This is a genomic window from Lactiplantibacillus pingfangensis, from assembly GCF_005404945.1.
In the GTDB taxonomy this organism is placed as follows: domain Bacteria; phylum Bacillota; class Bacilli; order Lactobacillales; family Lactobacillaceae; genus Lactiplantibacillus; species Lactiplantibacillus pingfangensis.
The window spans coordinates 106,037-132,240 of record NZ_BJDG01000005.1 but is presented as its reverse complement, the minus strand read 5'-3'; the positions used below and the strand labels follow the sequence as shown (position 1 = coordinate 132,240).

Annotated in this window: 23 protein-coding genes and 1 tRNA gene; 22 read left to right on the top strand and 2 right to left on the bottom strand. The window is 45.9% G+C overall.

Going from position 1 to position 26,204, the window contains the following annotated elements; translation table 11 throughout:
- Positions 1-125: 125 nt before the first annotated feature.
- The 18 genes from FFM74_RS03720 to accA all read left to right on the top strand — a co-directional run bounded on the left by FFM74_RS03720 (position 126) and on the right by accA (position 18,360).
- Positions 126-2,306 (top strand): Tex family protein, encoded by a 2,181-nt coding sequence (locus FFM74_RS03720; RefSeq protein WP_137625287.1) that lies wholly within the window; start codon positions 126-128, stop codon positions 2,304-2,306.
- On the top strand, positions 2,299-2,745 hold the full coding sequence (locus FFM74_RS03715) for a SprT family protein (protein ID WP_137625286.1): 447 nt from the start codon (positions 2,299-2,301) through the stop codon (positions 2,743-2,745). The genes FFM74_RS03720 and FFM74_RS03715 overlap by 8 nt, the downstream gene beginning before the upstream one ends.
- A gap of 71 nt (positions 2,746-2,816) precedes the next feature.
- Entirely contained in the window at positions 2,817-4,103 is a 1,287-nt protein-coding gene (locus FFM74_RS03710) for a homoserine dehydrogenase (RefSeq protein ID WP_137625285.1), read from the top strand.
- An 8-nt stretch (positions 4,104-4,111) separates the two neighbouring features.
- A complete protein-coding gene (thrB, locus tag FFM74_RS03705) occupies positions 4,112-4,987 on the top strand; it encodes a homoserine kinase (RefSeq protein ID WP_137625284.1) in 876 nt (291 codons plus the stop codon).
- Positions 4,988-5,043: 56 nt separating this feature from the next.
- Positions 5,044-5,128 (top strand) — tRNA-Leu (locus FFM74_RS03700).
- A gap of 231 nt (positions 5,129-5,359) precedes the next feature.
- Positions 5,360-6,205, top strand: a complete 846-nt coding sequence (locus FFM74_RS03695; protein ID WP_137625283.1) for a C39 family peptidase — start codon at positions 5,360-5,362, stop codon at positions 6,203-6,205.
- Positions 6,206-6,495: 290 nt separating this feature from the next.
- Positions 6,496-7,473 (top strand): mannose/fructose/sorbose PTS transporter subunit IIA, encoded by a 978-nt coding sequence (locus FFM74_RS03690; protein WP_137625282.1) that lies wholly within the window; start codon positions 6,496-6,498, stop codon positions 7,471-7,473.
- 32 nt (positions 7,474-7,505) lie between these two features.
- Complete coding sequence (locus tag FFM74_RS03685; protein WP_137625281.1) at positions 7,506-8,312, top strand: PTS mannose/fructose/sorbose transporter subunit IIC; 807 nt, start codon at positions 7,506-7,508, stop codon at positions 8,310-8,312.
- Between the two features lie 18 nt (positions 8,313-8,330).
- On the top strand, positions 8,331-9,245 hold the full coding sequence (locus FFM74_RS03680; RefSeq protein ID WP_137625280.1) for a PTS system mannose/fructose/sorbose family transporter subunit IID: 915 nt from the start codon (positions 8,331-8,333) through the stop codon (positions 9,243-9,245).
- A gap of 151 nt (positions 9,246-9,396) precedes the next feature.
- Complete coding sequence (locus FFM74_RS03675; RefSeq protein ID WP_137625279.1) at positions 9,397-9,780, top strand: DUF956 family protein; 384 nt, start codon at positions 9,397-9,399, stop codon at positions 9,778-9,780.
- Between the two features lie 253 nt (positions 9,781-10,033).
- Positions 10,034-12,874, top strand: coding sequence for a sigma-54-dependent transcriptional regulator (locus tag FFM74_RS03670; protein WP_137625278.1), 2,841 nt, complete (start codon positions 10,034-10,036; stop codon positions 12,872-12,874).
- Between the two features lie 78 nt (positions 12,875-12,952).
- Entirely contained in the window at positions 12,953-13,372 is a 420-nt protein-coding gene (locus FFM74_RS03665) for a PTS sugar transporter subunit IIA (RefSeq protein WP_137625277.1), read from the top strand.
- A complete protein-coding gene (locus FFM74_RS03660) occupies positions 13,369-13,884 on the top strand; it encodes a PTS sugar transporter subunit IIB (RefSeq protein ID WP_137625276.1) in 516 nt (171 codons plus the stop codon). Before FFM74_RS03665 ends, FFM74_RS03660 begins: the two co-directional genes overlap by 4 nt.
- Positions 13,885-14,102: 218 nt before the next feature.
- Positions 14,103-15,074, top strand: a complete 972-nt coding sequence (locus tag FFM74_RS03655) for a beta-ketoacyl-ACP synthase III (protein ID WP_137625275.1) — start codon at positions 14,103-14,105, stop codon at positions 15,072-15,074.
- Positions 15,075-15,085: 11 nt separating this feature from the next.
- Positions 15,086-15,466 (top strand): acetyl-CoA carboxylase biotin carboxyl carrier protein, encoded by a 381-nt coding sequence (locus tag FFM74_RS03650; protein WP_137625274.1) that lies wholly within the window; start codon positions 15,086-15,088, stop codon positions 15,464-15,466.
- Between the two features lie 2 nt (positions 15,467-15,468).
- Entirely contained in the window at positions 15,469-16,791 is a 1,323-nt protein-coding gene (locus tag FFM74_RS03645) for an acetyl-CoA carboxylase biotin carboxylase subunit (RefSeq protein WP_137625273.1), read from the top strand.
- On the top strand, positions 16,788-17,594 hold the full coding sequence (locus tag FFM74_RS03640; protein ID WP_137625272.1) for an acetyl-CoA carboxylase carboxyltransferase subunit beta: 807 nt from the start codon (positions 16,788-16,790) through the stop codon (positions 17,592-17,594). Before FFM74_RS03645 ends, FFM74_RS03640 begins: the two co-directional genes overlap by 4 nt.
- Positions 17,587-18,360, top strand: coding sequence for a carboxyltransferase subunit alpha (gene accA / locus FFM74_RS03635; RefSeq protein WP_137625271.1), 774 nt, complete (start codon positions 17,587-17,589; stop codon positions 18,358-18,360). Before FFM74_RS03640 ends, accA begins: the two co-directional genes overlap by 8 nt.
- A 65-nt stretch (positions 18,361-18,425) precedes the next feature.
- Here the strand turns inward: accA and FFM74_RS03630 are convergent, their stop codons facing one another.
- Entirely contained in the window at positions 18,426-19,625 is a 1,200-nt protein-coding gene (locus FFM74_RS03630) for an LCP family protein (protein ID WP_137625270.1), read from the bottom strand.
- 275 nt (positions 19,626-19,900) lie between these two features.
- Between FFM74_RS03630 and FFM74_RS03625 the strand changes: the two genes are divergently transcribed.
- The 4 genes from FFM74_RS03625 (at position 19,901) to FFM74_RS03610 (ending at position 24,780) form a co-directional block, all read left to right on the top strand.
- A complete protein-coding gene (locus FFM74_RS03625) occupies positions 19,901-20,854 on the top strand; it encodes an AEC family transporter (protein ID WP_137625269.1) in 954 nt (317 codons plus the stop codon).
- Between the two features lie 79 nt (positions 20,855-20,933).
- Entirely contained in the window at positions 20,934-21,974 is a 1,041-nt protein-coding gene (locus tag FFM74_RS03620) for a DMT family transporter (RefSeq protein WP_137625268.1), read from the top strand.
- Positions 21,975-22,188: 214 nt separating this feature from the next.
- The gene (locus tag FFM74_RS03615; protein ID WP_137625267.1) at positions 22,189-22,866 is read left to right on the top strand and encodes a 2,3-bisphosphoglycerate-dependent phosphoglycerate mutase; all 678 of its coding nucleotides are present in this window, start codon (positions 22,189-22,191) and stop codon (positions 22,864-22,866) included.
- A gap of 450 nt (positions 22,867-23,316) precedes the next feature.
- On the top strand, positions 23,317-24,780 hold the full coding sequence (locus FFM74_RS03610) for a multicopper oxidase family protein (protein ID WP_223877150.1): 1,464 nt from the start codon (positions 23,317-23,319) through the stop codon (positions 24,778-24,780).
- 68 nt (positions 24,781-24,848) lie between these two features.
- On the opposite strand, the gene FFM74_RS03605 is transcribed toward FFM74_RS03610, so the two are convergent.
- Entirely contained in the window at positions 24,849-26,180 is a 1,332-nt protein-coding gene (locus FFM74_RS03605; RefSeq protein ID WP_137625265.1) for a C1 family peptidase, read from the bottom strand.
- Positions 26,181-26,204: the final 24 nt, after the last annotated feature.

The window sequence follows — 26,204 nt, the reverse complement described above, 5'->3', positions numbered from 1 at the left end:
ACTATAAATATTCGGAGCTAAAACGAGTCTGGGGATTTTACCCCAGACTCGTTTTAATTTCACGAAAAAGTGGGACTAAACGCGTATAATAATAGTATTAAGCAAGCTAAAGATTGGGTGAAAAAATGGATAATGAAATTTTAAAATTGGTGCAACAGGCACTGACTAATTTTAAGCCACAACAGATTAAAGCCGTCCTTAGTATGATGGACGAAGGTAACACGGTCCCATTTATTGCACGGTATCGGAAGGAACGAACTGGCGACCTAGATGAAGTTGAAATTCGTGATATTAAAGACAATTATGATCGCCTAGCCAGTTTGGCAGGGCGCAAGGCGGATGTCATCAAGTTGATTGCTGAACAGCAACAATTGACGCCAGCCTTAAAAAAAGCGATCGAAACCGCAGATAAGTTACAAGATGTGGAAGATCTTTATTTACCGTATAAGCAAAAGCGGCGGACCAAGGCGACCATTGCCAAAGAAGCTGGGTTGGAGCCATTAGCTGCCTGGCTGCTGAGTTTTCCACAGACGGCGCCTGAGCAACAAGCTGAGCAGTTTATTGATGCCGATAAGGACATCCCGGATACAGCTGCGGCATTAGCCGGGGCGCATGAAATTTTAGCGGAGGCTTTTGGTGACAATGCCCAGTTACGAAACTGGATTCGTAATGAAACGCGCAATCGCGGTGACTTGGTCGTTAAAGTGAAACCAAAGGCTAAAGCATTGGATGAGCAAGGGGTTTATCAACAATACTATGACTTCACAAGTCCAATTAAACAGCTCGTGCCATATCGTGTCCTTGCCATTAATCGTGGTGAAAAGGAAAAGGTTTTACGAGTCAGTATCCAAATTGATCAAACGGGTATCGAACGCTACTGTCATTTTCGCTTTATTGGTCAGCATCAAGGTCCCGCTGTGCCGTTAATTGAAGCAGCTTATCAAGATGCCTACAAGCGGTTTATTGGCCCAGCCATTGAGCGTGAACTCCGCAATGAATTGTCGGATGCCGCCGATGAGCAGGCCATCAAAGTTTTTGGCGATAACTTGTATCACTTGCTGATGCAGGCACCCTTAAAAGGCCGGGTAGTTCTTGGGTTTGACCCGGCCTATCGGACTGGTTGTAAACTCGCGGTAATGGATGCGAATGGTAAATTTCTGGATAAATTAGTCATCTATCCGCATAAACCCGCTAACGCTGAAAAACGTGCGGCGGCCGCTGGTGAGTTCAAGGCTTTTTTGGAAACCTATCAAGTTGAAATGATTGCGATTGGTAACGGGACGGCTTCCCGTGAATCAGAAGAGTTTGTTGCCAACATTCTGAAAACGTTGAAGCGGCCAGTGTACTACGTCATCGTCAATGAAGCTGGTGCCTCGGTTTATTCGGCAAGTGATAATGCGCGGGCAGAATTTCCGGAATTGCACGTGGAACAGCGCAGTGCGATTAGTATTGGGCGCCGGTTGCAAGACCCCTTAGCCGAATTAATCAAAATTGACCCCCAATCGGTCGGGGTTGGGCAGTACCAACATGATGTACCGCAAAAAGACTTAACCGCGCAATTGGATGTCGTCATTGAAACGGCGGTCAACCAAGTTGGGGTTAATTTGAACACTGCCAGTCCAGAATTACTGACACATATTTCCGGACTCTCCAAAACAATTGCCCAAAATGTGGTGGCCTACCGTGACGAAAATGGTGAGTTTAGCAGTCGGCCACAATTGAAAAAGGTGCCACGTTTAGGACCAAAAGCATATGAACAAGCCGTTGGGTTCTTACGGATCATTGCCGGTAAGACGATTCTTGATAATACGGATATTCATCCAGAAAGTTACCCCGCCGCGAAAGCTTTATTGAAAGCAGCCGGTTTGGCGCTGACGGATGTGGGTACCGCAAAGGCGCAAAAATTATCCCAACTTAACTTGACGCAACTGGTGACTGAAACTGGCGTTGGCGAACTAACTTTGAAAGACATTATCAGCAGTTTGCAAAAGCCCGGTCGTGATGTCCGCGAGACGATGCCGGCACCGTTATTGCGGCAAGATGTGCTTAAAATGAGTGATTTGAAACCGGGAATGCAATTACAAGGCACTGTTCGAAACGTCGTGGACTTTGGGGCCTTTGTGGATATTGGCGTCAAACAAGATGGCTTGGTCCATATTTCAAAGTTAACCGATAAGTTTTTAAAAGATCCGCGTCAGGCCGTCGCCGTTGGTGATATTGTCACGGTGTGGGTCGAGGAAGTTGATGAGCAACGGCAACGCATTGCCTTAACGATGATTGAACCGAAAGTGACGGCCCATGACTGATGGCCAACTGCAGCAGTTAGTCAACCAGATTTCGAGTCAGGCGTTCCATCAGCCATTTCGGCATCGCGCCTATTTTAACGCCCGGCTACGAACAACCGGTGGCCGCTATCAACTGGAAAGCCACAATATTGATATCAATCCTAAGATGTTAACGGATTTTGATGAACAGACCTTGATTGGTGTTATCAAGCATGAACTGTGTCATTACCACCTGCACTTGTCTGGCAGTGGCTATCGTCATCGAGATGCGGACTTCAAGCGGTTACTCGCACAAGTTGGGGGTTCGCGGTATGCGCCAACGCCCAAAGAACGTGTTCAAATGGTGGCACGTTACACCTATAGTTGTCAACGTTGTGGGCTGGTCTATCATCGTAAGCGCCGACTAGATACGACACGCTACACTTGTGGTCGTTGTCGTGGCCCCATCAAACTAGTCTGAAAAGGTTTGCTTATCCCACGGTGATTCGATAGAATTAGGCTAACTATTAAGAAATTTGGAGGCATTAATCAATGGAAACAATCAAAATTGGCATCGTTGGTCTCGGCACTGTCGGGAACGGCGTGGTTAAAATGTTACAAGCCCATCAAGCGAAGATTTCCGAGATTACCGGGCGTAATCTGGAGTTGGCTTGTGTGGTCGTCCATAACTTGAAAAAACATCAACAGACCGATCTGGGGGATGTCCGTTTGACCGACCAGATTGAAACCTTGATTGATGACCCCGAAATTCAGATTATGGTCGAAGTAATGGGCTCAATCCATCCGGCAAAGGAATATATCACCCGCGCTTTGCAAGCTGGCAAGCATGTGGTGACGGCTAATAAGGACTTAATTGCCCAGTATGGTCGAGAATTGGTTCAAATTGCTCGAGAAAATCATCGTGATTTGTTCTACGAAGCGAGTGTCGCCGGTGGTATTCCAATTTTGCGGACGATTGATAACAGTTTTGCGGCGGATAAGATCCAACGTGTTATGGGAATTGTTAACGGGACGACCAACTATATCATGACGCAAATGCTGACGAAGAACTGGTCTTATGAACAGGCGCTGAGTTCGGCCCAGGACTTAGGTTTCGCTGAAAGTGACCCCACTAATGATGTGGAAGGCTTAGACGCGGCCTATAAAATGATTATTCTGACTCAATTTGCTTTTGGGATGAGTCTGTCGATGAACCACGTTAAAGTGCAAGGCATTACAACGATCAGTCCCGAAGATATTGCAGAAGCACACCAACTTGGCTATACCATTAAGCTGTTGGGGATTGCCGAAGAAATTGATGATCGGATTGCAGTTTCAGTTGGCCCGGTGCTAGTTTCGGATCATCATCCATTGGCAACCGTTCAAAATGAAAATAATGCGGTCATGGTCACTGGGACAGCGGTTGGCGATACGATGTTTTATGGGCCCGGTGCTGGTGAATTACCAACGGCGAATAGCGTGTTGAGCGATATTACGACGGTTGCTAAGAACATTGCGTTAAACACGACCGGTAATACGTTCAATTCTTACCGTCAAGAGACGGTTTTGGCAGCTCCGGCGGATGTGGTTTACCCACACTTTATCGCATTGAAGATGCGGGATGTGCCCGGGATGATGATGCGGCTCACTGAAATTATGACCGCGGCGAAAGTCTCATTTAGTCGGATTATTCAGAACCAATTAGGCGATGGCAACGCGCGCGTCGTCATTATTACGCATGCGATGAATGATCAACAATTGGCTGAGATTACGACGGTCATCGCAGGTCAGACGGATATGCGTTTGCTAGCGAGTTATAAAGTTTTAAAGAACGAGTAGGTGAGCAGATGTTAAAAATTTCAGTGCCAGCAACTTCTGCCAATTTAGGCCCGGGGTTTGACTCAATTGGGTTGGCTTTAGATATGCAACTCAGCTTGACAGTGATTGGTCCCAGCCAGACTTGGCAAGTTGAGCATCCATTTGGCGAGAAAGTGCCCGATGATGCGCGCAACTTAATTGTTAAGACCGCCTTGTCGTTAGCGCCACATTTACCGCCACAACGGATTCAAGTTACCTCGGAGATTCCCTTAGCGCGCGGGTTGGGCAGTAGCTCGACCGCCATCGTCGCTGGCTTAGTGCTTGCAAATGAATTGGTCGCGACACCACTCTCGAAGCGTGACTTATTATTCAAGGCGACAGAATTAGAAGGTCATCCTGATAATGTTGCCCCAGCGATTTTAGGCGGGCTGGTGGTGGCGACAGTCGCAGAGCAGCAAGTCCAAGCGGTGCAGTTACCGACGCCAGACGTATTTGCCAGTGTCTACGTGCCGAATGAAGAACTCCTGACGTCCGCGAGTCGGCGTGCATTACCGACGACCTTGCCATTCAAACAAGCCATTGCCGGGAGTAGTGTTGGCAATACGCTGGTGGCCGCGTTAGCAATGAAAAATTGGTCACTGGCTTTAGCTTTGCTAGAACAAGACCAATTTCATGAACAGTATCGGGCCAAATTAGTCCCAGCCTTAACGACAATTCGTGAGACTGCCCATACATTAGGGTTGGTGGGCACTTATTTGAGCGGTGCCGGCCCCACAATCGTGACGCTTGGGCACAAAGCGGACTTGATGAAATTACAAACTAAGCTACAACAAAACCCGGCATTAACCGGTCAGTGTCACCTGTTATCGATTGATGCACAAGGTGTCACCGTGACTAAATCATAATTAAAGCTTGTCAGACTCACAACATTTTGTTAAAATGGTTTTTGTGAGTTATTGATGCGCCCATGGCGGAATTGGCAGACGCGCAAGATTAAGGATCTTGTGAGGGTATACCTCATGGAAGTTCGAATCTTCTTGGGCGCACTAAACTATTGAAGCACGACAAACGTTGTTAATCAGCGTTGGTCGTGCTTTTTTGTGGTGTTGTTATCAATATCAGCACACACTAATTTTCAACATAATAGTTATTTCAGAACATGCACGCCCGTTTTATAACATTATTTATAAGCCACTTTACTAATACCCCACAAATTCCAGCATTATAATTAACCTGATTCAATTGTCACTAAACTAACAATTAAAGAGGTGGTTAGCATGGGTAACAAACGATGGGGATTAGTCGGGGCACTCAGCCTGTTATTAGGCCTGGGACTCAGTCGAGTCGTTCCGGCCAAGGCGGCGAATAGTGATCGAATTACTGGTATTCAAACGACTGAGCGACAAACTTTTCGCACCAACAGTCAAACGGGAAAAGGGTATCATATTACGGTCTTGCCACAACAGCGCGTCCGGTTACGTACCAACTTACATCTAAGCCGGCATCAAAACACGATTTGGACACGGTCTGAGCAAGCATATATCACGCGCCATGGTCAAAAGCTTCTATATTATTATGTTGCCAATGCTGCTGGTCAAAGCGGTTGGATTTGGCAAGGCTATTTAAAGCCGATTAGGACACAGCTTAAGGTACCAGTGATTAGCCAGTTGCCAGAGTTACCGACTGGCTGTGAAATTACCGCCGTCACCATGATGTTACAGTATGCTGGCGCTAAGGTAGATAAATTGCAACTTGCTAATGAAATGCCACGTAGTGATGATCCTAATCAAGGGTTTGTCGGGGACCCTTATTCAGAGTTTGGCTATGGTCTCTATGTTTATCCCCGTGGGTTGCTCTCAACCGTTCAGCGGCATATCGGCACAGCGGTTGATTTAACGGGGATTAGCTTGACGCAACTTAAAGCTCAGATTACCCGGGGACACCCGGTGGTCGCGTGGGTCACTAATATTGATGGTTTTGCGAGCCATGCCTTAACGGTCACGGGATTTGATGCCGCTAATATTTACTTTAATGATCCTTGGACCGGACAAGCAACCCACTTATCAAACGCGGCCTTTAATATTGCCTGGCAAGGCAATCAATTCCGAGCCCTTAGTTATTAAGATTAGGAAATTAATTTTAAGAAAGCTAACTGTTTCGTAAAATTGTATTAAAAATACACTAAATTGATACACAAAATGGAATAGTGACCACTGTATCATAATTAGTGTATCAATCTAAAGCCACTAATACCGGCAATTCGCATTTAGTGTATTTTGGCACGGAAGTTGCATATATATTAGTGAGTGCTAAAAGATTGCGCTTACAGTATCACAATAACTTAGGTTACAGGCTATTTAGAACTTATTTATTCATTTCCTATGACTGTAACAAAAAAATAGGAGGTACAAAGATGGTAAGCATTATCATTGCTAGTCATGGCGAATTTGCCAAAGGCATTTATCAATCTGGTTCAATGATTTTCGGCGAACAAGAAAACGTTCAACCCGTTACGTTGATGCCTAGCGAAGGCCCTGATGACATTAAGGCTAAGTTGGAAAAAGCCATTGCTTCTTTCGACGATCAAGACCAAGTCTTGTTCTTAGTCGATCTTTGGGGTGGCACACCTTTCAACCAAGTCAACGGCTTGTTTGAAGCACATAAGGACAAATGGGCGATCGTTGCTGGTTTGAACCTACCAATGTTAATTGAAGCCTATGCATCACGGCTTTCAATGGACTCAGCTCACGAAATCGCTACTCATATTATTGAAACGGCGAAGGATGGGGTTAAGGTTCGTCCTGAAGCATTAGCACCTAAGGAAGCGCCTAAAGCGGCTGCTGACAATAGTGCCAACGCTGGTCGTCCTGGTAAGTTCGATTATGTTCTTGCTCGGATCGACTCACGTTTATTGCATGGTCAAGTTGCAACTGCCTGGAGCAAAACAGTTAACCCAACTCGGATTATCGTGGTTTCAGATAACGTTGCCAAAGACAACTTGCGGACTCAAATGATCATCCAAGCTGCGCCAAATGGTGTTAAAGCCCATGTGGTGCCAATTGATCAAATGATCAAGTTAGCTAAAGATGACAAACACTTCGGTGGTCAAAAGGCTTTGCTATTATTCGAAACCCCACAAGATGCTTTGAAAGCAATCAAGGGTGGCGTGCCGTTGGATACCTTAAACATTGGTTCCATGGCGCATTCTGTTGGTAAAGTTCAACCAAACAAAGTTTTGGCGTTTAACCAAGATGATATTGACACTTATCATGAATTGGAAAAGATGGGCATCAAGATGGATGTTCGTAAAGTTCCAACTGATGGTCAGGATAATCTCGATCACATCATGGATAAAGCTGAAAAGATGCTGAAAGAACAAGCGAATAGTTAATTAACTATCGGAGAAAAATGGAGGATTAAATCATGAATTTGAACGCGATTCAAATGATTTTAGTCGTATTAGTCGCATTTTTAGCTGGTATGGAAGGTATTTTGGATGAATTCCATTTCCATCAGCCAGTTGTAGCCTGCGCATTAATCGGCTTAGTTACCGGACAATTAGTCCCATGTATTATTTTAGGTGGTAGTCTTCAAATGATCGCCTTAGGCTGGTCAAACGTTGGTGCCGCTGTTGCCCCTGATGCCGCATTAGCAGCTATTGCATCTGCAATTATTTTAGTACTTGGTGGCCAAGGCCGTGCCGGAGTGGCATCTGCCATTGCCATCGCCGTACCTTTGGCTGTTGCTGGGTTATTATTAACCATCCTTGCTCGTACTTTAGCAACGGTTATTGTCCACATCATGGACCGTGCCGCTGAAGAAGGTAGCTTTGCTAAAATTGACATGTGGCAAATGATTGCCATTGCAATGCAAGGCTTACGTATCGCTATTCCAGCTGCATTGATCTTAGCAGTTGGTGCTGGTCCCGTTAAAGCAATGTTGAACGCAATGCCTACTTGGTTGACAGATGGTTTGTCAATCGGTGGTGGGATGGTCGTTGCCGTTGGGTATGCCATGGTTATTAACATGATGGCTACTCGTGAAGTATGGCCATTCTTCGTTTTAGGTTTCGTCTTAGCTGCGATTTCTGAATTGACGCTGATCGCTTTAGGTGGTATCGGTGTTGCTATGGCCCTCATCTACTTGAACCTTTCTAAAATGGGTGGTTCTGGTAATGGTGGCGGTTCTGGTACCGGTGACCCTGTCGGCGATATCATCGACAAGTATTAGCGAAGGAGGAAAACTAAAATGGCTGATCAAATTAAATTAAGCAAATCAGATCGTATTCATGTTTGGTGGCGTTCAACGTTCCTCCAAGGTTCTTGGAACTATGAACGGATGCAAAACGGTGGTTGGGCTTACTCATTAATCCCAGCTTTGAAAAAGTTATATACGACTAAAGAAGATCGTGCCGCTGCTTTAAAGCGTCACATGGAATTCTTTAACACTCATCCTTACGTGGCTTCACCAATTATTGGTGTTACCATGGCACTTGAAGAAGAACGTTCAAATGGGGCTCCCATTGACGACGTTACCATTCAAGGGGTTAAAGTTGGGATGATGGGTCCTTTGGCCGGTGTTGGTGATCCAGTGTTCTGGTTCACGGCTAAGCCAATTATTGGTGCCTTAGCTGCTTCATTAGCTATGGGTGGCAGTATCATGGGTCCTATCTTGTACTTCGTTGTTTGGAACGTTATTCGGATGGCCTTCATGTGGTATACTCAAGAACTTGGCTACAAAGCTGGTTCTGCGATTACCGATGACTTATCAGGTGGTATCTTACAAGACATTACTAAGGGTGCTTCAATCTTAGGGATGTTCATCTTACCAGCCTTGATCGAACGTTGGGTTAACGTTGACTTCAGTCCGGTTAAAGTTTCATCAATCAAGCAAGCTAAAGGTGCTTACATCGACTGGAACAGTCTTCCAGCTGGTGCCAAAGGTGTCAAGGAAGCTTTAGTTGAACAAAAAGCTGGTTTATCATTGGACAAGTACAAGGTTACGACCTTGCAAGATAACTTGAATCAATTAATTCCAGGTTTAGCTGCCTTATGCATTACTTTCCTTTGCATGTGGTTATTGAAGAAGAAAGTTTCACCAATCTGGATCATCTTCGGCTTATTCGCCTTTGGTGTTATCATGCACGTTATCGGTGTTATGTAGAGATGATTTGATTCAATCTGAGTCTTTGACTTAGGTCTTAAGAGATGGACTCATCTGAGTTCATCTCTTTTTGTTAAAAACGAGGCTTTGCGAAAAAAGCGTCGGCGCCGTATAATCGGTGTTATCAAGAGAAAGAAATGGAGACATTTAAATGGTTCAATCGCTTAATACCAAGGTTGATATGGTTGTTGACGGCAACTCGCATTTAGGCCTAACGGATTACGGCAAAATCATGATTGGTGATCATGGTTTTGAATTTTACGATAATCGCAATGCTAAAAACTACATTCAGATTCCTTGGAAGGAAGTTGATGTGGTCATTGTTTCGGTCATGTTCAAAGGCCGCTGGATTCCACGCTATGGGTTCCGGACGAAGAAGAATGGGACTTATACCTTCTCTTCTAAACAGCCACGGAAAGTTTTGCGAGAAGTTCGGAAATACATCAAACCAGACCATATTGTGCGGTCGTTGACGTTCTTCGATGTTTTGAAGCGCGCCTTCAAAGGCAAAAATCAGAGTAGTTATTTGAAATAAGCTTAATTTCAATGAAAAGGCGATCAGTTGTGGTCGCCTTTTTGCATGCCTTGAAACACTAACCCAATACAGTGACTCAGATCAGCAAAGTGAGTCGCGGCCAATTAGCTCATCACAACCGGCATGCCCAGATGACAGTAGCCATTAACCAGCCAAGAATATCCGTAGTGTATTGATACACTTGTGTGTTAAGATTAGACATAATTAAGCGTTTACTAGACGTAAGGACTGTAATTCCAAAGGAGTGGCACGGTTGACAAGAAAAGCACGAATATTTGAGTTTGTTCGCCATCATTGTGATGCCACGGGACTCACAACGGAAATGGTTGCGCAAGCACTCGCCTTGGCGCGCTCGAATGTTAGTAAGGAACTCAATGCGTTAGTCCGTGACGGACAGCTGACCAAACTAACTGGGCGACCAGTGCGATACACACAACCAGAATTAGCCGCGACGAGTCCGGCAACACCCGCCCAGGCGCGACCAGCACGACCAAAGCAAAAAAGCACCGCCACAACGACGATGGCACCTAAAGTTGGGGCAACTGATATTTTTGAGAGCATGATTGGAACCCATGAGAGTTTACAAAATCAAGTTGAACAGGCGAAAGCCGCCATTTTATACCCACCACGCGGCTTGAATACGCTAGTGATTGGACCGACGGGTTCCGGGAAAACTTATTTTGCCAATACCATGTATGAATTCGCTGAAACCCAAGGTGTTCTGACCAATCCACAAGGGCTGATCACGTTTAACTGTGCGGACTACGCGCATAACCCCGAACTATTAATGTCACATTTATTCGGGTATATCAAGGGATCATTTACCGGCGCCAATGAAGATAAAGATGGGTTGATTCAAGAAGCTGATGGCGGCATGCTCTTTCTGGATGAAGTCCACCGGCTGCCACCAGAGGGCCAGGAAATGATTTTCTATTTCATGGATCATGGGACATATTCACGGCTGGGCGAGACGGCTAAGAATCACCATGCGAATGTGCGGTTAGTTTGTGCAACGACTGAAGATCCAAAGAGCTCACTGTTACAAACTTTCGTGCGTCGAATTCCCATCACGATTCAGTTACCGGCATTTAATCAACGTTCGGCAAAGGAACGCTTGGCATTGCTTAAAGCATTGTTGTCCTTAGAAGCGGCACGGATCAACAAGCAGATTCGGCTCACCGAAGACGTGGTGCAAGCGTTATTAGGTTCGGTCACTTATGGGAATGTTGGGCAATTGAAGTCTAATATTCAGTTAGTCTGTGCGCAAGGTTTCGTGAACAGTATTGAAAATGATACTGAAATTAATATCACGATGGATGATTTACCACAGAACATTCGGAGTGGTCTGATGACGGTGGCGTCTAATCGACATGAACTTGGGGCAATTTCCGAATTATTGGACCCTGTTCTGATTGTGAAGCCTAACGATGGGCCAACCCCGTTGCGCAACAAGAATGATAATTATGAATTACCTTATAATTTGTATGAAATTATTGGCGATAAGGCGTCCTTACTACGACGGGAAGGTTTGGATAAAGAACATATCAATCGGTTCATTACGACGGATATTAATTTACACTTGAAGTCATTTTATAAACAGACTCAGATGAATGTCTCCCCGGAAAACAAGCTTGCAGAGATCGTGGATCAAGATGTGATTGACTTTACGAAGACCGCACAGGCGACGATTCAAGAACTACTCGGTTACAACTTTAAAGATAATTTTATTTATGCCGTGAGTTTGCATATTAGTTCGTTTATCAAGCGGATTCAGGCGGGTAAGCCAATGCGGCAGATGAGTGCGGATATGTTGGCGATGGTCAAAGAATATCCCGCTGAAATCAAGGCAGCTCAAGTCTTGAAGCAAGGTTTGGACGAACGGTATCACTTGCCAATTCCACAATCAGAAGTTTATTATTTAGCGATTTTATTAATTTCATTGAAGTCAATGCAATTGGATGGCAAAGTGGGCGTGTTTGTTGCAGCCCATGGGATGAGCACGGCGTCGTCAATGACACAAGTCGTTGGTCAATTGTTGGACGATTATGATGCGGATGCCTTTGACATGCCACTTGATATGGATCCAGAAGTGGCTTATGGGCATGTTAAAGCTCAGATTCAGAAATTGGATGCGGGTAACGGCGTTTTGATGCTAGTCGACATGGGCTCATTGACCACATTTGGCAAGCGCATCCAAAAGGAAACTGGCATTGCGATTCGGACCATTGATATGGTGACGACGCCGGTTGTTTTGGAAGCGGTTCGTAAGTCAGGATTAATTGATAGCGACTTGGAAACGATTTTCCGTGAGTTAGTGGGTTTCAAAGGTTATTCGCGGATTTCACGCAATTTACCAACGGAACAAACTGAGGTACCGGCTGAACCGGCCGCAACCACGCAACCGGATGGTAATCATCGGGCAATCATTGCCATTTGTGCAACCGGTGTGGGGACGGCGGAACGGATTAAAACGATTCTTGACAGTCTGTTGGCGCAAAACTTTATTGAAGGGATTACGGTCTTTCCAATTTCGGTCGTTGATATGGCAACGCGTTTGGACCAAATTAGTCGCAGCTACCAGATCATTGCGGCAACCGGCATTGTTAAGCCTAAGCTGGATGTACCGTTCATTTCGTTAGAAGAGTTATTGCAAGGCGGTGGTGAAAAGTTCATCGATCAATTGGCGATGGGCTTGAATGCCCCACAAAGTAAACTAGCAGATACCCAAGAACTCACGCCGGAGCTATGTGAAAAGTATTTGGGTGACTATTTCACCTTTTTAAACCCACGTAAGTTGACCACTATTTTGTGGCAATACAGTGAAGTGATTAATCAGAGCTTGGAATCGCCAATGTCGAATGCCTTTCGTATTGATTTAATTATGCATCTCGCTGGCGCGTTGGAACGAACTGCCATCAAGGATCAGATTACGGCGCCCGAGGAAGAATTGCCAACGATGACGACTTCCAAATGGTACCCAATCGTTCAGCAAGCCAATCAACAATTAACGGATCAATTGCAATTAACGTTCTCGGAAGCCGAAAATTATTATATTGTGCAATCACTCGAAACGCATCAAGCAAAATTGGCTTAAAGTGATACACTACTTGGCATGTTTCTTGCATGTATCCTAATGAGGAAATGTTTAGAGAAAAAAGGAGGCTATTTTAAGATGTTAGCGTTTGTCGTTGTGAGTCATGGTGAATTTGCCAACGGGGTGGTCAATTCATCTTATATGATTTTTGGACAACAAGAAAAGGTTCAAACGGTCACATTCAATTTGGATGAGGAACCAGAAGATTTAGCTAAAAAGCTGGATGCTGCGATTGCCACCTTTGATCCTGAAGACCAAGTGCTATTTTTGGTTGATTTATGGGGCGGGTCACCGTTTAATGCGGCTAGCCGCATCGTTGCGGAACATACCGATCGGATGGGGTTGATCACGGGACTTAATTTGCCAATGTTGATTGAAGCCTATACGGTTCGGGATAAGCCAATCGACGAGGTCATTGCACATTTGGAAGAAACTGGGAAAATCGGTATCAAGCATTTGGAATTATTGCAAGATGGCGGGGAAGATGACTTGTTATGACGATGATGATCCGGTTAGCACGGATTGATAGTCGCCTATTACATGGTCAGGTGGCCACGGTTTGGACGAAGACAGTGGCGCCAAACCGAATTTTAGTCGTTTCTGATAGTGTGGCACAGGATGAACTCCGTAAAATGCTAATTGTTCAGGCGGCGCCACCGGGTGTTAAGGCGAACGTCATTACTGTCGATAAAATGATCCAGATTTATCATGAACCGTTGTTTGATGGGGTTAAGCCGTTAATCCTCACTGATACACCACAGAATATGGCGCGTTTAGTGGCGGGGGGCTTAGACTTCAAGGCAACCGGAATTGATATTGGTAGTTTGGCCTATTCAGCTGGCATGGTGATGGTCACGAATGCGATTGCTGTTGGGCCAAGCGAGGCCGCGGCACTGTATCAACTGCAAGCGGCTGGATTAGCAATTTTTGCACAAAAAGTGCCCACGGACAAACGGGTCGATGTCATGCCGTTACTGGCCAAAAATGGCTTTGAAGCGACGAGTAAATAAACTTGTGACATCAGTACTGTCGATTTTAGACGGTACTTTTTTGTTTAATGGCTAACTTTCAATGAATCAGACTTGTCGACGGCTGAATGGGCGTTCCGTGGCGCTTGTCTAAGGATTTGACTAAAATTCAGGCGCAAACTTTGACCTGACGTATTTTATTGATAAAATTAAAGCAATAAACATAATTATATTGAGTCGGAAATCATGGGGGTCAGCAGATGACAATCTATAGTAAGATCACCGCCGCTGGGCAATACGTCCCACAGCGGGTGGTTACCAATAATGAATTAGCCACAATTATGGATACGACGGATGAGTGGATTCAGTCACATACCGGTATTGTGACGCGTCACTTTGCCATGGCGCAAGAAAATACGTCGTCACTAGCGACCGAAGTGGCCCAGCAGTTATTGCAGCGCAGTGGTTTGACCGCCAGTGCCATTGATTTGATTATTGTGACGACGATTACGCCCGATGCACTCACACCGGCTACCGCGTGTTTAGTGCAAGCAAACATTGGTGCCGACAATGCGTTTGCCTTTGATATGAGCGCCGCTTGCGCGGGGTTCACGTTTGGCTTATCAACCGCTGACAAATTTATTCGCAGTGGTCAATATCAAAATGTGATGGTTATCAGTGCCGAAGTTAACTCCAAGATGATGGATTTTAAAGATCGCACTGCGGCTGTTTTTTTTGGTGATGGTGCCGGTGGCGTGTTGTTGCAACCGACGAGTGATCCAGCTGAAAATAGTATTTTAGCGGAAAAGCTCCAGACACAAGGTAACGCGACGGTGATTCACTCCGGCCGCGTGCAACCAATTACCGAAATTAGTGCCGATAATTATCCACGAACGGATGCTTTTTATCAGGCCGGTCGCGAGGTCTTTCAATTTGCGACCAACGTAGTACCAGAACAGATGCAGACCTTATTGAAGACGGCCAATGTGGCTGCTGAGGACTTACAATATGTGATTTGTCATCAGGCCAACCTACGAATTATTGAGCAAATTTCAGCAAAATTACAGTTACCAATGCGCAAATTTCCACATAATGTGCAAAAATTTGGGAATACGTCTTCGGCCGGCGTGGCGATGGCGCTGGCTGAGGTGTTTGACCAGTTGACTGGGCCAGTTTTACTGACTGCATTCGGCGGTGGCCTGGCTTATGGCTCAATTTTAATCAAGAAATAGGGGTAATGACGATGGATATCAAAGATTTGGATCGTTTAGTTGAAAAATACGACCGGCAAGGCTACCAACAAATTCGCGTCAAGGCCGGTGACTTAGAGATCGAAGTTTCACGTCAGTTAACTACTGCAAGTCCACTGCCAACGACGACGGCAGCAGCTGCGGATGACGACCAAACGATTACCAGCCCAATGGTTGGGGTCATCCATTTAGCAAGTGACCTCGCGATTAATCAAGCGGTCACTAAAGGACAAGAATTGGGTCAAATTGAAAGTATGAAATTATTTAATCCATTGGTGTGCCCACAAACTGGCACGTTAACCACGATTCTAGTCGCGGATGGCGCAACCGTTGAGTTTGGACAACCCTTATTTAAAATGCGAGAGGATCGGTAGGAATGTTTCACAAGCTGCTTATTGCTAACCGGGGCGAAATTGCCATCCGGATTATCAAAGCCTGTCGACAACTGAATATTAAAACAGTGGCGGTGTGCTCCACAGTGGACCGTCAAGCTTGGTATACCCAATTGGCCGATGAAGTGGTCTGTATTGGCCCAGCCCCCGCGGCGGATTCTTATCTGAATGCCGAAGCCATTTTAATGGCGGCGATTAATACTCACGCTGACGCCATCCATCCGGGCTACGGCTTTTTGGCGGAAAATGCTGATTTTGCAGCAATGTGTGCAGAATGCGGGATTACGTGGGTCGGACCAACGGCAAGCCAAATTAGGCTGATGGGGGACAAGTCGCGCGCGAAAGATTATGCTCGCAAACAGCAGGTTCCGGTCTTGGCGGGCGCTTCGATTCAAGGCTTGAATTGGCCACAGATTAAGCAACTTGCGACCAAAATGGGCTTTCCATTAGTCTTGAAAGCCAGTCATGGTGGTGGCGGTAAGGGTATTCGAGTGCTGTCAGATGTACATGCGCTTCATCAGCAACTGCGAGCGGCCCGCCAAGAAGCGGCGGCGGCCTTTTTAAATGACGCCATGTATTTGGAACATTTTTTACCACAGGCACGGCATATTGAAGTCCAGGTGTTGGGGACTGGCAACCAGCTGTACATTTTAGGTGACCGGGACTGCAGTTTACAGTTACATAAGCAAAAGGTTTTAGAAGAGAGTCCCGCTAGTAGTTTGACCGCGGAACAACGCCAAGAATTGACTCGGCTATCGCGACAATTACTCACTAATTTGGGTTATCAAAGCTTGGGAACTATCGAATATTTAGTTGCCGATGGCGCGTGCTACTTCATGGAAATGAATACACGTCTCCAGGTGGAACATGGGGTGACGGAGTTAACGACGGGCATTGATATTGTGTGTGCCCAATTGAAGCAGGCTGCGGGGGAACCCTTGGCACTGCCCGCAATGGCGACACAACCGACGCACTGTGTGGCGATTGAGGCCCGGATTACGGCCAGCTTGCCATTAAAACAGACTTTGATTCAACAGCTCGACTGGCCGACTGATGTGCGGGTTGACACTGGCTATCAGGCCGGCGACCATTTTGTAACCCGCTATGATGGGTTGATTGCGAAGCTCATGGTCACGGGGACCACACGTACGGATGCGGTCAAAAAAATGCAGACCGCTTTAGCGGCAGTCACGCTAGTCGGCCCTACGACTAATTTATCATTTTTGCGGCAAACCGTTGCGCGACCAGCCTATTTGGCCGATACTTATTCGATTCACAGCTTAGCACGATGGGAGGACGAACAATGAGCCATTATCCAGTAGCCGGCACTTGGACCAGTTGTCCTGCCTGTGGCCGACATGTTCATCAAAGTCAATGGGGACGCTGGCAACAATGTCCATATTGCCATTATTGGCGACGTTTACCAGCAGTTGACCGGATAACACAATTGGTCGATCCTGGCAGCTTCACAGCGCTGACGACCACGGTACAGTCGCAGAATCGTTTAGATTTTCCAAACTATGATGAAAAGCTTAGGCAGGCTAAATTGAAAACAGCGCAAACCGAAGCGGTCATCACCGGACAAGCAACGTTTGCGAAGTGGCCAGCCATCGTCATCGTGATGGATTCATATTTTATGATGGGCACCTTGAATACGAGTGTGACCCGGCTAATTATCGCGGCGATGCAACAAGCGAGAAAGCAAAAGCTACCCGTGATTATCGTCACGGCTTCCGGCGGCGCTCGGATGCAAGAAGGGCTGTACGCGTTAGTTGGGATGAATTTAATCTTGGCGGAAGTGGCGCGCTTAGCCGCGGCTAAGTTACCCTTGATTACGGTCTTAACTGATCCGACCATGGGCGGCGTTTCGGCAAGTTTTGCCTTTAAAGGTGACGTGGTTATTGCGGAAGCGGGTGCAACCATTGGTTTTGCTGGAGCCCGTGTCATTCAACAGACGATGCCGACGACGCTACCGGCTGATTTTCAATCTGCGGCTAGTTTACTCGCACATGGTCAGCTCGATGCCGTCGTCTTGCGCCCAGAATTACGGGCCTATTTAAGTCAGGTTTTGGCGACTTACCAACTGTCAGGGGGACCGACTCATGGATGAACGGTTACGGCGCTTACGGGCTGCCGATCGAATTAGTGCACCAACCGTGATCAAAGCGCTATTACCGACGATGATTCGTCAACGCGGCGATCGGGTGTTAGGTGATGACCAAGCGTTAACCGCTGGCTTTGGCCGAACAGCGCAGCAACAAGCGCTAGCAGTTTTAGGTGTTGATCGTGGGCATGATTTAGCGACGCGACGGCAGAAAAATGGTGGCGCCTTAACGGTCGCTGGTTATCGAACGGCTTTGCGAGTCGTTAACCATGCTGAAAAGTTTGGCATGCCGGTCATTAGTTTAATCAATATGCCAGGGGCAGATGCCAGCCCGAAATCCGAGCGCTATGGTCAAAGTCAAGCGATTGCCGATTTGATTGCGGCGATGGGACAGTTAACCGTCCCGAATCTGGTGGTTTTTCTTGGTGAAGGGCATAGTGGTGGGGCGTTAGCTTTTGCGAATGCAAATGTCATGATGATGTTAGATGATAGTTTATTTAATGTCGCATCACCAGAAGCGGTTGCTGCCATTTTACATGGGCAACAGACCGTTAGCGACGCGATTGATTTGCTGCCGATGACCGCCGATCAATTAAAAAAACGTGGGTTGGCAGATGATGTGATCGACCATACGCGACCCGATTTAGTCGCGTTACTCTGTCAACAAATTTTGACACGGGTGACTGATTTGCAAGGACTTTCCGGGACTGCGTTGATTGCGCAAAGGGAAGCCAAGTTCCAAACGTTTATGGATTGGTGGCCAGTGCAGTAACTGAGCTAGCAACTTGGTCAAAAATAGCGGCGTCGCCCAAATTAATGGGCGACGCCGCTATTTGTTTAATAACCTTGTTGTGTCGTCGTGGTGGTATCTTGGCCTTGCGTTGTTGTATCGTAAGTCTGCGACGAGTCTGTGGTTGTCCCAGCTGTGCCTGTGCCATCAGTTGTCGTGGTCGTTGTTGAAGACGACGTTGATGAACTGCTATTACCGGTCGTAGTTGACGCGGTCGTTTCAAAGTAAGACAAGGTTAAATTTTTAGTTGAAAGCTGTAAATCTTGCCGAATCCGTTTGGACGTGTTGTAGCGTTCCGTGGCGGAGGCGACTTGGTAAGAAAGACCATCAATAGTTGCGTCGGTCCCTTGTAATGTATAGGCCTTGGCATGGTGAGAAGCGTTTTTATACTTCGTATCCAAGGCGACCATATCGCTCCAAGTTAAGTCGGTTCGCATATTAGAAGCAAGTTCTTTGGTGATTTTTTCAATGTTTGCAATTGAGCCGAGTGAGTTCGATTGACTGACCATCGCCATGATAACTTGTCGTTGCCGTTTTTGCCGACCGTAGTCACCCAATGGATCATCATAACGCATCCGTGAGTAATCTAAAGCAGCGGCCCCTTTTAGCTTAATCTTGACGCCTTTCTTGACGTCGGCGTTGCCATATTTAAAGGTCATGGTTGGGGTAATCGTCACGCCACCCATGGCATTAACAATTTGTTTCAAGCCACCCATGTTAATGAGCACATAGAAGTCAATTGGAAACTTAAGTAACTTCTGGACTGACTTCACCGCACCACTGGCACCACCAATAGTATAAGCCGCATTAATCTTCTCGGATTGACCATCAATATTAACCAGTGTGTCTCGCGGAATACTCGTTAAGGTCATTTTTTCCTTCTTCGGATTGATGGTTGCGACAATCATCGTATCAGTTCGAGCGGAAAACGTCTTGCCACGTCCTAAGGCACCAGTATCAGTTCCTAACAATAGGATGGAGAAAGGCTTGCCCTTCTTTAAAACGGCATCAACATTCCGCATTTTCGCGGAACCGGTGCCGGCATAAGTCGTATCCATCGTTTTTTGAGCGGCGTTCCAAGTTTTAATCCCCCAGATTGCTGCCCCAGAGCCGAGGGCGACGATGACTAGTAATAAAATTAATAGCCATGGCCGCCGTTTGTGTGGGCGGATGTGTGGATTACGTTGTTGCCGTCGTCGATAGCGCGTCTCTCGGGGTCCCATTGGTTCGTTGTTATTTTCTGACATTTTAGTTCCTCGTTATCTCGTATTTTCACTTATCCCATTCTATGCCGAAACTCAAATTATCGTGCCAAAATCAGGTTGATTTAAAAAGATTTTAATAATCAATGATTGACTGAGTACATTCTGATCAGCCGGAACACAATTATAGAATACTATAAGTAAATTTGTAGGCGGTGTCAAACGTTTGCCGATGAGAAGCGGCTATAAGCCAGTGAAAAACAGTGGTATACTTGACCAATTCTCATAGAATTGTTATTTTTGAAGGAGGAGGGATCAGCATGGCACTCTTTTTACATAGTATTCAAGGCGTCGTCATTATTATTGTCATGATCGCCTTGGGGTATCTGTTAGCCTCATGGGGCTGGTTTAGTGAAGATTCGACAAAATTAGTCGCGCGGTTGGTGACCCAAATTGCGTTACCAGCCTATATGATTGCCACGATTACAAAGGATTTTACCGCACAGAAACTGTTATCAACCTTACCGGGACTGAGATTTCCAGTTTTAAATATGGCGATTCTGTTTGGCTTATCTTTCGGGGTGATGCGGGCGCTGAACATTAAAAAGGAACACCGGGGACTATTTTCGTCGATGTTTCTTAATTCAAATACGGTCTTCATTGGTTTGCCCGTCAACGAAGCGCTATTCGGTAATAGCGCTTTGCCATACGTTTTAGTTTATTATATGGCGAATACCACGATTTTTTGGACATTGGGCGTTTATCTGATTCAGCGTGATGGTGTCGGAACGGCCAAGTTTAATTTGAAACAAACGCTCTCTAAAATTTTTTCACCACCACTATTGGGATTCATTATTGGGGTTATTTTAGTATTGTGCCACATTCAGTTACCGAACTTCTTAATGCAAGACTTCACGTATATCGGTGGGCTAACCGTGCCATTATCGATGATTTTCATTGGGATTTCGATGGCCAACGCGGGTCTCAGCAGTATGCGCTTTGACAAGGACAGCATCGGTATCTTACTCGGCCGATTCATCTTTGCCCCAGTGTTAATGACGCTGATGCTGATACCAATGTCGATGCCAATCGAAATGAAACAAGTTTTCATTTTACAATCGGCGATGCCGGTCATGACGAATGCCCCAGTGGTGTCCAAATTATATGGCGCTGATGCGGACTACGCTGCGGTTATGGTGACTGAGACGACGTTACTCAGTTTGATTGTCATTCCGTTTTTGATGATGATTGTCCAGTCGAATTTAATTCATTAATTTGAAAATTGACTGAAAATGGTGCTATACTAGACGCCGTTGACTATTAAATTTTTATTAAGAGGGAAGCGAACGATTCGTGAAGAAAGCATATCTTTACATTGCAATTTCAACGTTGATGTTTAGCTCAATGGAAATTGCCCTAAAGATGGCAGGTAGCGCATTTAATCCGATTCAATTAAACTTGATTCGGTTCTTTATTGGGGCAGTTGTTTTACTACCATTTGCCTTGAGCGCGTTAAAGCAAACTGGTCGAAAGTTGGTAGGGGCTGATTGGCGCTTATTTGCACTCACTGGTTTGGTCTGTGTCATTGTTAGTATGTCACTTTATCAACTGGCGATTACGGTGGACCAAGCTTCAACTGTCGCGGTGCTCTTTAGCTGCAACCCAGTTTTTGCGTTACTGTTTTCATATTTGATTCTCCATGAACGATTAGGTCGCTCAAACTTGATTTCCGTTGTTATTTCGGTGATTGGGTTACTCATTATTGTTAATCCAGCCCATCTGACCAATGGTTTAGGCCTAGTCTTAGCGATTGCCTCAGCGATTACTTTCGGCTTATACAGTATTGTGTCACGTTACGGCTCGGTTAAACGTGGACTGAATGGCTTGACCATGACTTGTTTCACATTTTTTGCTGGCGCGTTTGAATTATTGATTATTGCCTTAATCACTAAAATTCCAGTCGTTGCCAGTGGCTTGCGGACGATCGGGTTACGTCAGTTTGCGGCCATTCCAGTGTTGACGAACGTTAATATGACTTATTTTTGGCTATTATTCTTTATCGGCGTTTGTGTCACGGGTGGTGGCTTTGCCTTCTACTTCTTGGCCATGGAACAGACGGATGTTTCAACCGCTTCGTTAGTCTTTTTCATCAAACCAGGGCTGGCACCAATTTTAGCCGCACTGATTTTGCATGAGAAAATTCTGCCAACAACAATTGTTGGGATTGTCGTCATTTTAATTGGATCGGTGGTTACCTTTGTTGGGAACCGGTTCAAGGAACGCGACAGTACGATGGGCAAGGAAGCTAAAGCAGCCGCGGAAGCTGAAATTAAAGCTTCGGTACGCGAACAGATGGCAACCCATTCCAATGCCATTTCAGAACAAGAAGATTAAATTTGATATTAAAGAGTGGCACAAAAGGCGGGTGCTTCCGTAGCTAAGTGGAGGTCGCAGACTTTTGTGCCACGTTTCGACTATAAATATTCGGAGCTACAAACCGAGTCTGGGGCATTATCCCAGACTCTTTTATTTAGGGACAGCTTGCGTTCGTCCTGCAAAATCGATTATGATAGAGTCATTCAAGCTGACAGGTGGAGAGAGAGAAATTATGGCAGAATTGGTAATTGTCCGACATGGTGAAAGCACGGCCAACCGTGATAACACGTATACGGGTTGGAGCGACGTGCCGCTAACTGATGTGGGACTCCAGCAAGCGCATCATGCGGGTAAACGACTCCGCGAAGCTGGCTTGCAGTTTGGCGCGGTTCATACGTCAGTCTTAAAACGGGCGATTGTGACGGCAAATGTGATTTTGGACGAAATCGACCAATTGTGGTTGCCGGAATATAAAACGTGGCGGCTGAATGAGCGGCATTACGGCGCGTTGCGTGGTCAAAATAAGGACGAGACGAGACGACTGTATGGTAAGGCGCAAGTTCAGCAATGGCGGCGAAGTTTTGAAACGGTGCCACCGTTATTACAGTCCACTGAGTTAAGCCATGATCGGCGTTATACGAAATATGGGCCGGCGGTTGAACCCCGTGGTGAGAGCTTGAAAATGGCCTATGATCGGATTATGCCTTATTGGATTGACATGATTGCCCCACGCTTACTTGCTGGTGAAAATCAACTCATTGTGGCCCATGGCAGTACGTTACGGGCACTAATCAAGTATTTGGAACAAATTAGTGATACGGGTATTGATGGTGTGGAAGTCGCCAATGGGGTGCCAATCCAATACCATTTAGATCGCCAGTTACATGTGTTAGGTAAAGATGAAATTTAGCTCAAAGTTATTGTTGGCGGGTTGCTGACGGTAGCTTTTTTTAGTTTAGAGCGAAAAATATCGCTTCCGGTTGGAATTGATAACATGCGGCCGTGGGACCTGGCCAAGCCAAAGGACGTCTTGGCCCTCGCCCGAAACGCTTGCAAGATGCGCAAGTGTCTCGGACCGTCCGTGGTGTAAAATCGGCAAAGAGCGCCGATTAACACCACCATCACGACCGATGTTATCAGTTCCAACCTTCAGCAAATTAAGCTTAGCGGAGACCATCGAAATCGACAGGGCATAACAATTCTGAGTATTGAGAAGTGGCAACACAAGCTTAATTTAGCGGTATCTGTTACGGAGAGGACCCCATAAACCATTTTTTGTGTTTTAAATTGTTTACAGTTGTAAATTGCAGTCAATTCGTTTACACTTGTAATCAAGAAAAGCTAACGGGGGTTCGGGATAATGCAGGCAAAAAGTTGGGGCTTGATTGGGGTCGTCAGTCTAGGCATACTCGGTGTGGGCATTGCGATTGGTCAATCACGACCAACGATGATGGGACAATCCGCACGTCACAGCGGAATGATGTCACATGGGAGTTCAGCAACAAAGTTGGTTGCCACAAAAACGGCTAGTCACAAGTTAGCATTACCACCACTGCTAAAGCCAGATCAATCGAATGCGCAGTCGGTTGCCTATACCGTGGTCGCACAGTCGGGAACCATGGCCTTTAAAGCCGGGCGAAAGACACGGACCTTAGGCTATAATGGTAATTATTTAGGCCCGGTTTTACAAGTTAAGCAAGGGCAGACTGTCACGATTACGACTAAAAACGATCTCAGTGAAGCGACGAGTTTTCATTGGCATGGGGCAGTTGTCCCAGGAAAAGTGGATGGCGGTCCACATGAGCCAGTTGCCGCTGGTGCGACTAAGCGGGTGAAGTTTAAAGTCACCCAACCAGCCGCCACACTGTGGTTTCATCCCCATGTCATGGGGAGCACGGCCAAACAAGTCTACCAAGGTCTAGCGGGATTAATTTATGTCAGCGATACGGCTAGTCAGAAGCTCAAGTTGCCGCATGACTATGGTAAAGATGACTTTCCGGTGATTATTCAGGATCGCCAGTTTGATGCGCAGAATCAGCTCAATTACGATAAAGCTTATTCGTCTGATGGCACAACTGGACCGACACTATTGATGAATGGGACGCTCAATCCCTACATCAACGTTAAGACGAAACTGGTTCGGCTGCGGCTAGTCAACGGGTCCAATGCGCGTCATTATCAATTGACGTTGAGTAATCAGCAGGCGATGCAACAGATTGCGGATGATGGTGGCTTGCTGGCAAAACCAGTGGCGGTCAAAAAGTTAGCGCTAGCGCCTGGCGAAAGGGCGGAAGTCGTCGTTGATACAACTAAGTTGGCAGCCGGACAGCCGCTTGCCGTCATGGTCGGGAAACAAGCCGTCTTAAACTTGCGATTGGCGAAACATCGACAGACAAGTGGTCGGTTACCTGCAAATTTGAGCTCGTTACCGACGCCGAAGACTGAAGGCGCCCAGCAACAATCCTTAACCTTTAGTGGGATGGGACATATGGTTGCGATTAATGGTAAAACTTACAGTGCTAAGCGGATTGATTTGACAGCTAAAGTCGGACAGCCGCAAGTCTGGACGTTAAAAAATGCGCAGGGGATGATGAGCGGTCGTAGCCATCCATTTCATTTACACGGGGTTCAATTCCGAATCCTGAGCATTGATGGGCAACAGCCACCAGCAAACGAGCGTGGTTGGAAGGATACGGTTGATTTGAAATCAGGGCAGTCTGTCAAAATTGCCTTCACGTTTAAAAATCGGGGCATTTATATGTATCATTGTCACAACTTGGAACATGAAGAACAGGGCATGATGGGGCAAATCAAAGTGAGTTAAACAAAAAAATCCAATCACAGTCAATCAGAAACTGATTAACGATGATTGGATTTTTAAACGCTCAGCGATTAAGCTAAGGCACCCATTGGATCCCAAGGTGCTAAGACTGTTGGTTTTTCAGCTTGAGCAGCTTTGAGTTCATCAGGTAAGAATTGTTTGTTTACAACAACTTGGTAGCAATACTCGTCCATCCAGGCATCACTCATGACGAAGAAGCCCTTTTCGCCGACTTTGTCACCCCAGCTATTTTCGACCTTCCATTTAGTTGGTTGGCCGTTGACCAAGTCAACACCGGTGATAACCATGGCATGGGTCATTAAGCTTTGACCGTAATCCAAGCGTTCAGCTTTAGACATTGCGAGATCAACATCGAATAATTCGTCAGTCCCGTAAACGTCGGTTGCCATCACACCTTTTTGACGATCAGATGATTTACCAACATCACAACCGAACCAGACTGATTGACCAGCTTGAAGTTGGTTAATCGCAAGTTGCTTGAAGTCAGCCATTGTGACGTTCAAATGCTTAACTTCGCGGCCGCCTAAGACGTTGCCTAACATTTCAATGGTGTAAGTGTGGTTGTATGGCTTGTCATCGGTTGGGGCATTGATGATTGAAACGTAATCGTCCAAGTTCCAGCCAATATACTTCTTGAAGAAGCTTTGAGGGGTTAAGCCTTGGTCGATATGATAATTTTTATCATCATCACGATATTCCCAATCGAATTGGTTAACGGGTTCGCCAAATGCATAAGCTAACATCCGGTAAACTTCATTTAACATTTTTTCTTTACGATCTTGAATTTGGTCGTCAGTTGCTTTTGATGCAACTAATTCACGCAATTCAACGGCGTCTTTACGTAGCTTTAAGTTTAAAGTGCTGTTGATTTCAGCGGACTTTGAACTGTTGTAAGTTTCGGGCATCACACTCTTAGGCACGATCCCATATTTTTGGATAATGGCCACGAGCATATCCCATTGACCACCATCTTGTTGTGGGGTAGTCATCAACCAAGCCACTTTACGACTGCTGGTTGGTTGATCAGCAGTGGCTAAGACGTTTTCGTAGAAGTAGTTTGCTTTTTCGAATTTGTCCCAGAAGAAGGTATAGTTTTGTGAGAGTTCGAAATCTTTTAATTTAAAACGGTCCGCTAATGAATGACGCATTGTGTTCAAGGCGGCAAACATCCAGCAACGACCACTTTGTTTTTGGTTAGCTACACCACCGGTATCCAAATCAATCGAGAATACTGGGGTTGTTTGACTCATTGCTTGGATATCTTGGCTGCTAGCCAGGATCCCATTTTTGGTGACGGCGCGTTCAATGACTTTCGCTTCAGCGCGTTGATCTAAATCAGCTTGGAAATTAGCGATTTGATCCATACTAATTGCTTTACTCAAAAAATCACACTCCTTTAATCTTAT

What these genes read in the sequence shown, in the direction of transcription:
- FFM74_RS03720 (WP_137625287.1), top strand. Translation starts at nt 126, where the DNA reads ATGGATAATGAAATTTTAAAATTGGTGCAACAGGCACTGACTAATTTT.
- FFM74_RS03715 (WP_137625286.1), top strand. Translation starts at nt 2,299, where the DNA reads ATGACTGATGGCCAACTGCAGCAGTTAGTCAACCAGATTTCGAGTCAG.
- FFM74_RS03710 (WP_137625285.1), top strand. Translation starts at nt 2,817, where the DNA reads ATGGAAACAATCAAAATTGGCATCGTTGGTCTCGGCACTGTCGGGAAC.
- thrB (WP_137625284.1), top strand. Translation starts at nt 4,112, where the DNA reads ATGTTAAAAATTTCAGTGCCAGCAACTTCTGCCAATTTAGGCCCGGGG.
- FFM74_RS03695 (WP_137625283.1), top strand. Translation starts at nt 5,360, where the DNA reads ATGGGTAACAAACGATGGGGATTAGTCGGGGCACTCAGCCTGTTATTA.
- FFM74_RS03690 (WP_137625282.1), top strand. Translation starts at nt 6,496, where the DNA reads ATGGTAAGCATTATCATTGCTAGTCATGGCGAATTTGCCAAAGGCATT.
- FFM74_RS03685 (WP_137625281.1), top strand. Translation starts at nt 7,506, where the DNA reads ATGAATTTGAACGCGATTCAAATGATTTTAGTCGTATTAGTCGCATTT.
- FFM74_RS03680 (WP_137625280.1), top strand. Translation starts at nt 8,331, where the DNA reads ATGGCTGATCAAATTAAATTAAGCAAATCAGATCGTATTCATGTTTGG.
- FFM74_RS03675 (WP_137625279.1), top strand. Translation starts at nt 9,397, where the DNA reads ATGGTTCAATCGCTTAATACCAAGGTTGATATGGTTGTTGACGGCAAC.
- FFM74_RS03665 (WP_137625277.1), top strand. Translation starts at nt 12,953, where the DNA reads ATGTTAGCGTTTGTCGTTGTGAGTCATGGTGAATTTGCCAACGGGGTG.
- FFM74_RS03660 (WP_137625276.1), top strand. Translation starts at nt 13,369, where the DNA reads ATGACGATGATGATCCGGTTAGCACGGATTGATAGTCGCCTATTACAT.
- FFM74_RS03655 (WP_137625275.1), top strand. Translation starts at nt 14,103, where the DNA reads ATGACAATCTATAGTAAGATCACCGCCGCTGGGCAATACGTCCCACAG.
- FFM74_RS03650 (WP_137625274.1), top strand. Translation starts at nt 15,086, where the DNA reads ATGGATATCAAAGATTTGGATCGTTTAGTTGAAAAATACGACCGGCAA.
- FFM74_RS03645 (WP_137625273.1), top strand. Translation starts at nt 15,469, where the DNA reads ATGTTTCACAAGCTGCTTATTGCTAACCGGGGCGAAATTGCCATCCGG.
- FFM74_RS03640 (WP_137625272.1), top strand. Translation starts at nt 16,788, where the DNA reads ATGAGCCATTATCCAGTAGCCGGCACTTGGACCAGTTGTCCTGCCTGT.
- accA (WP_137625271.1), top strand. Translation starts at nt 17,587, where the DNA reads ATGGATGAACGGTTACGGCGCTTACGGGCTGCCGATCGAATTAGTGCA.
- FFM74_RS03630 (WP_137625270.1), bottom strand. Translation starts at nt 19,625, where the DNA reads ATGTCAGAAAATAACAACGAACCAATGGGACCCCGAGAGACGCGCTAT.
- FFM74_RS03625 (WP_137625269.1), top strand. Translation starts at nt 19,901, where the DNA reads ATGGCACTCTTTTTACATAGTATTCAAGGCGTCGTCATTATTATTGTC.
- FFM74_RS03615 (WP_137625267.1), top strand. Translation starts at nt 22,189, where the DNA reads ATGGCAGAATTGGTAATTGTCCGACATGGTGAAAGCACGGCCAACCGT.
- FFM74_RS03610 (WP_223877150.1), top strand. Translation starts at nt 23,317, where the DNA reads ATGCAGGCAAAAAGTTGGGGCTTGATTGGGGTCGTCAGTCTAGGCATA.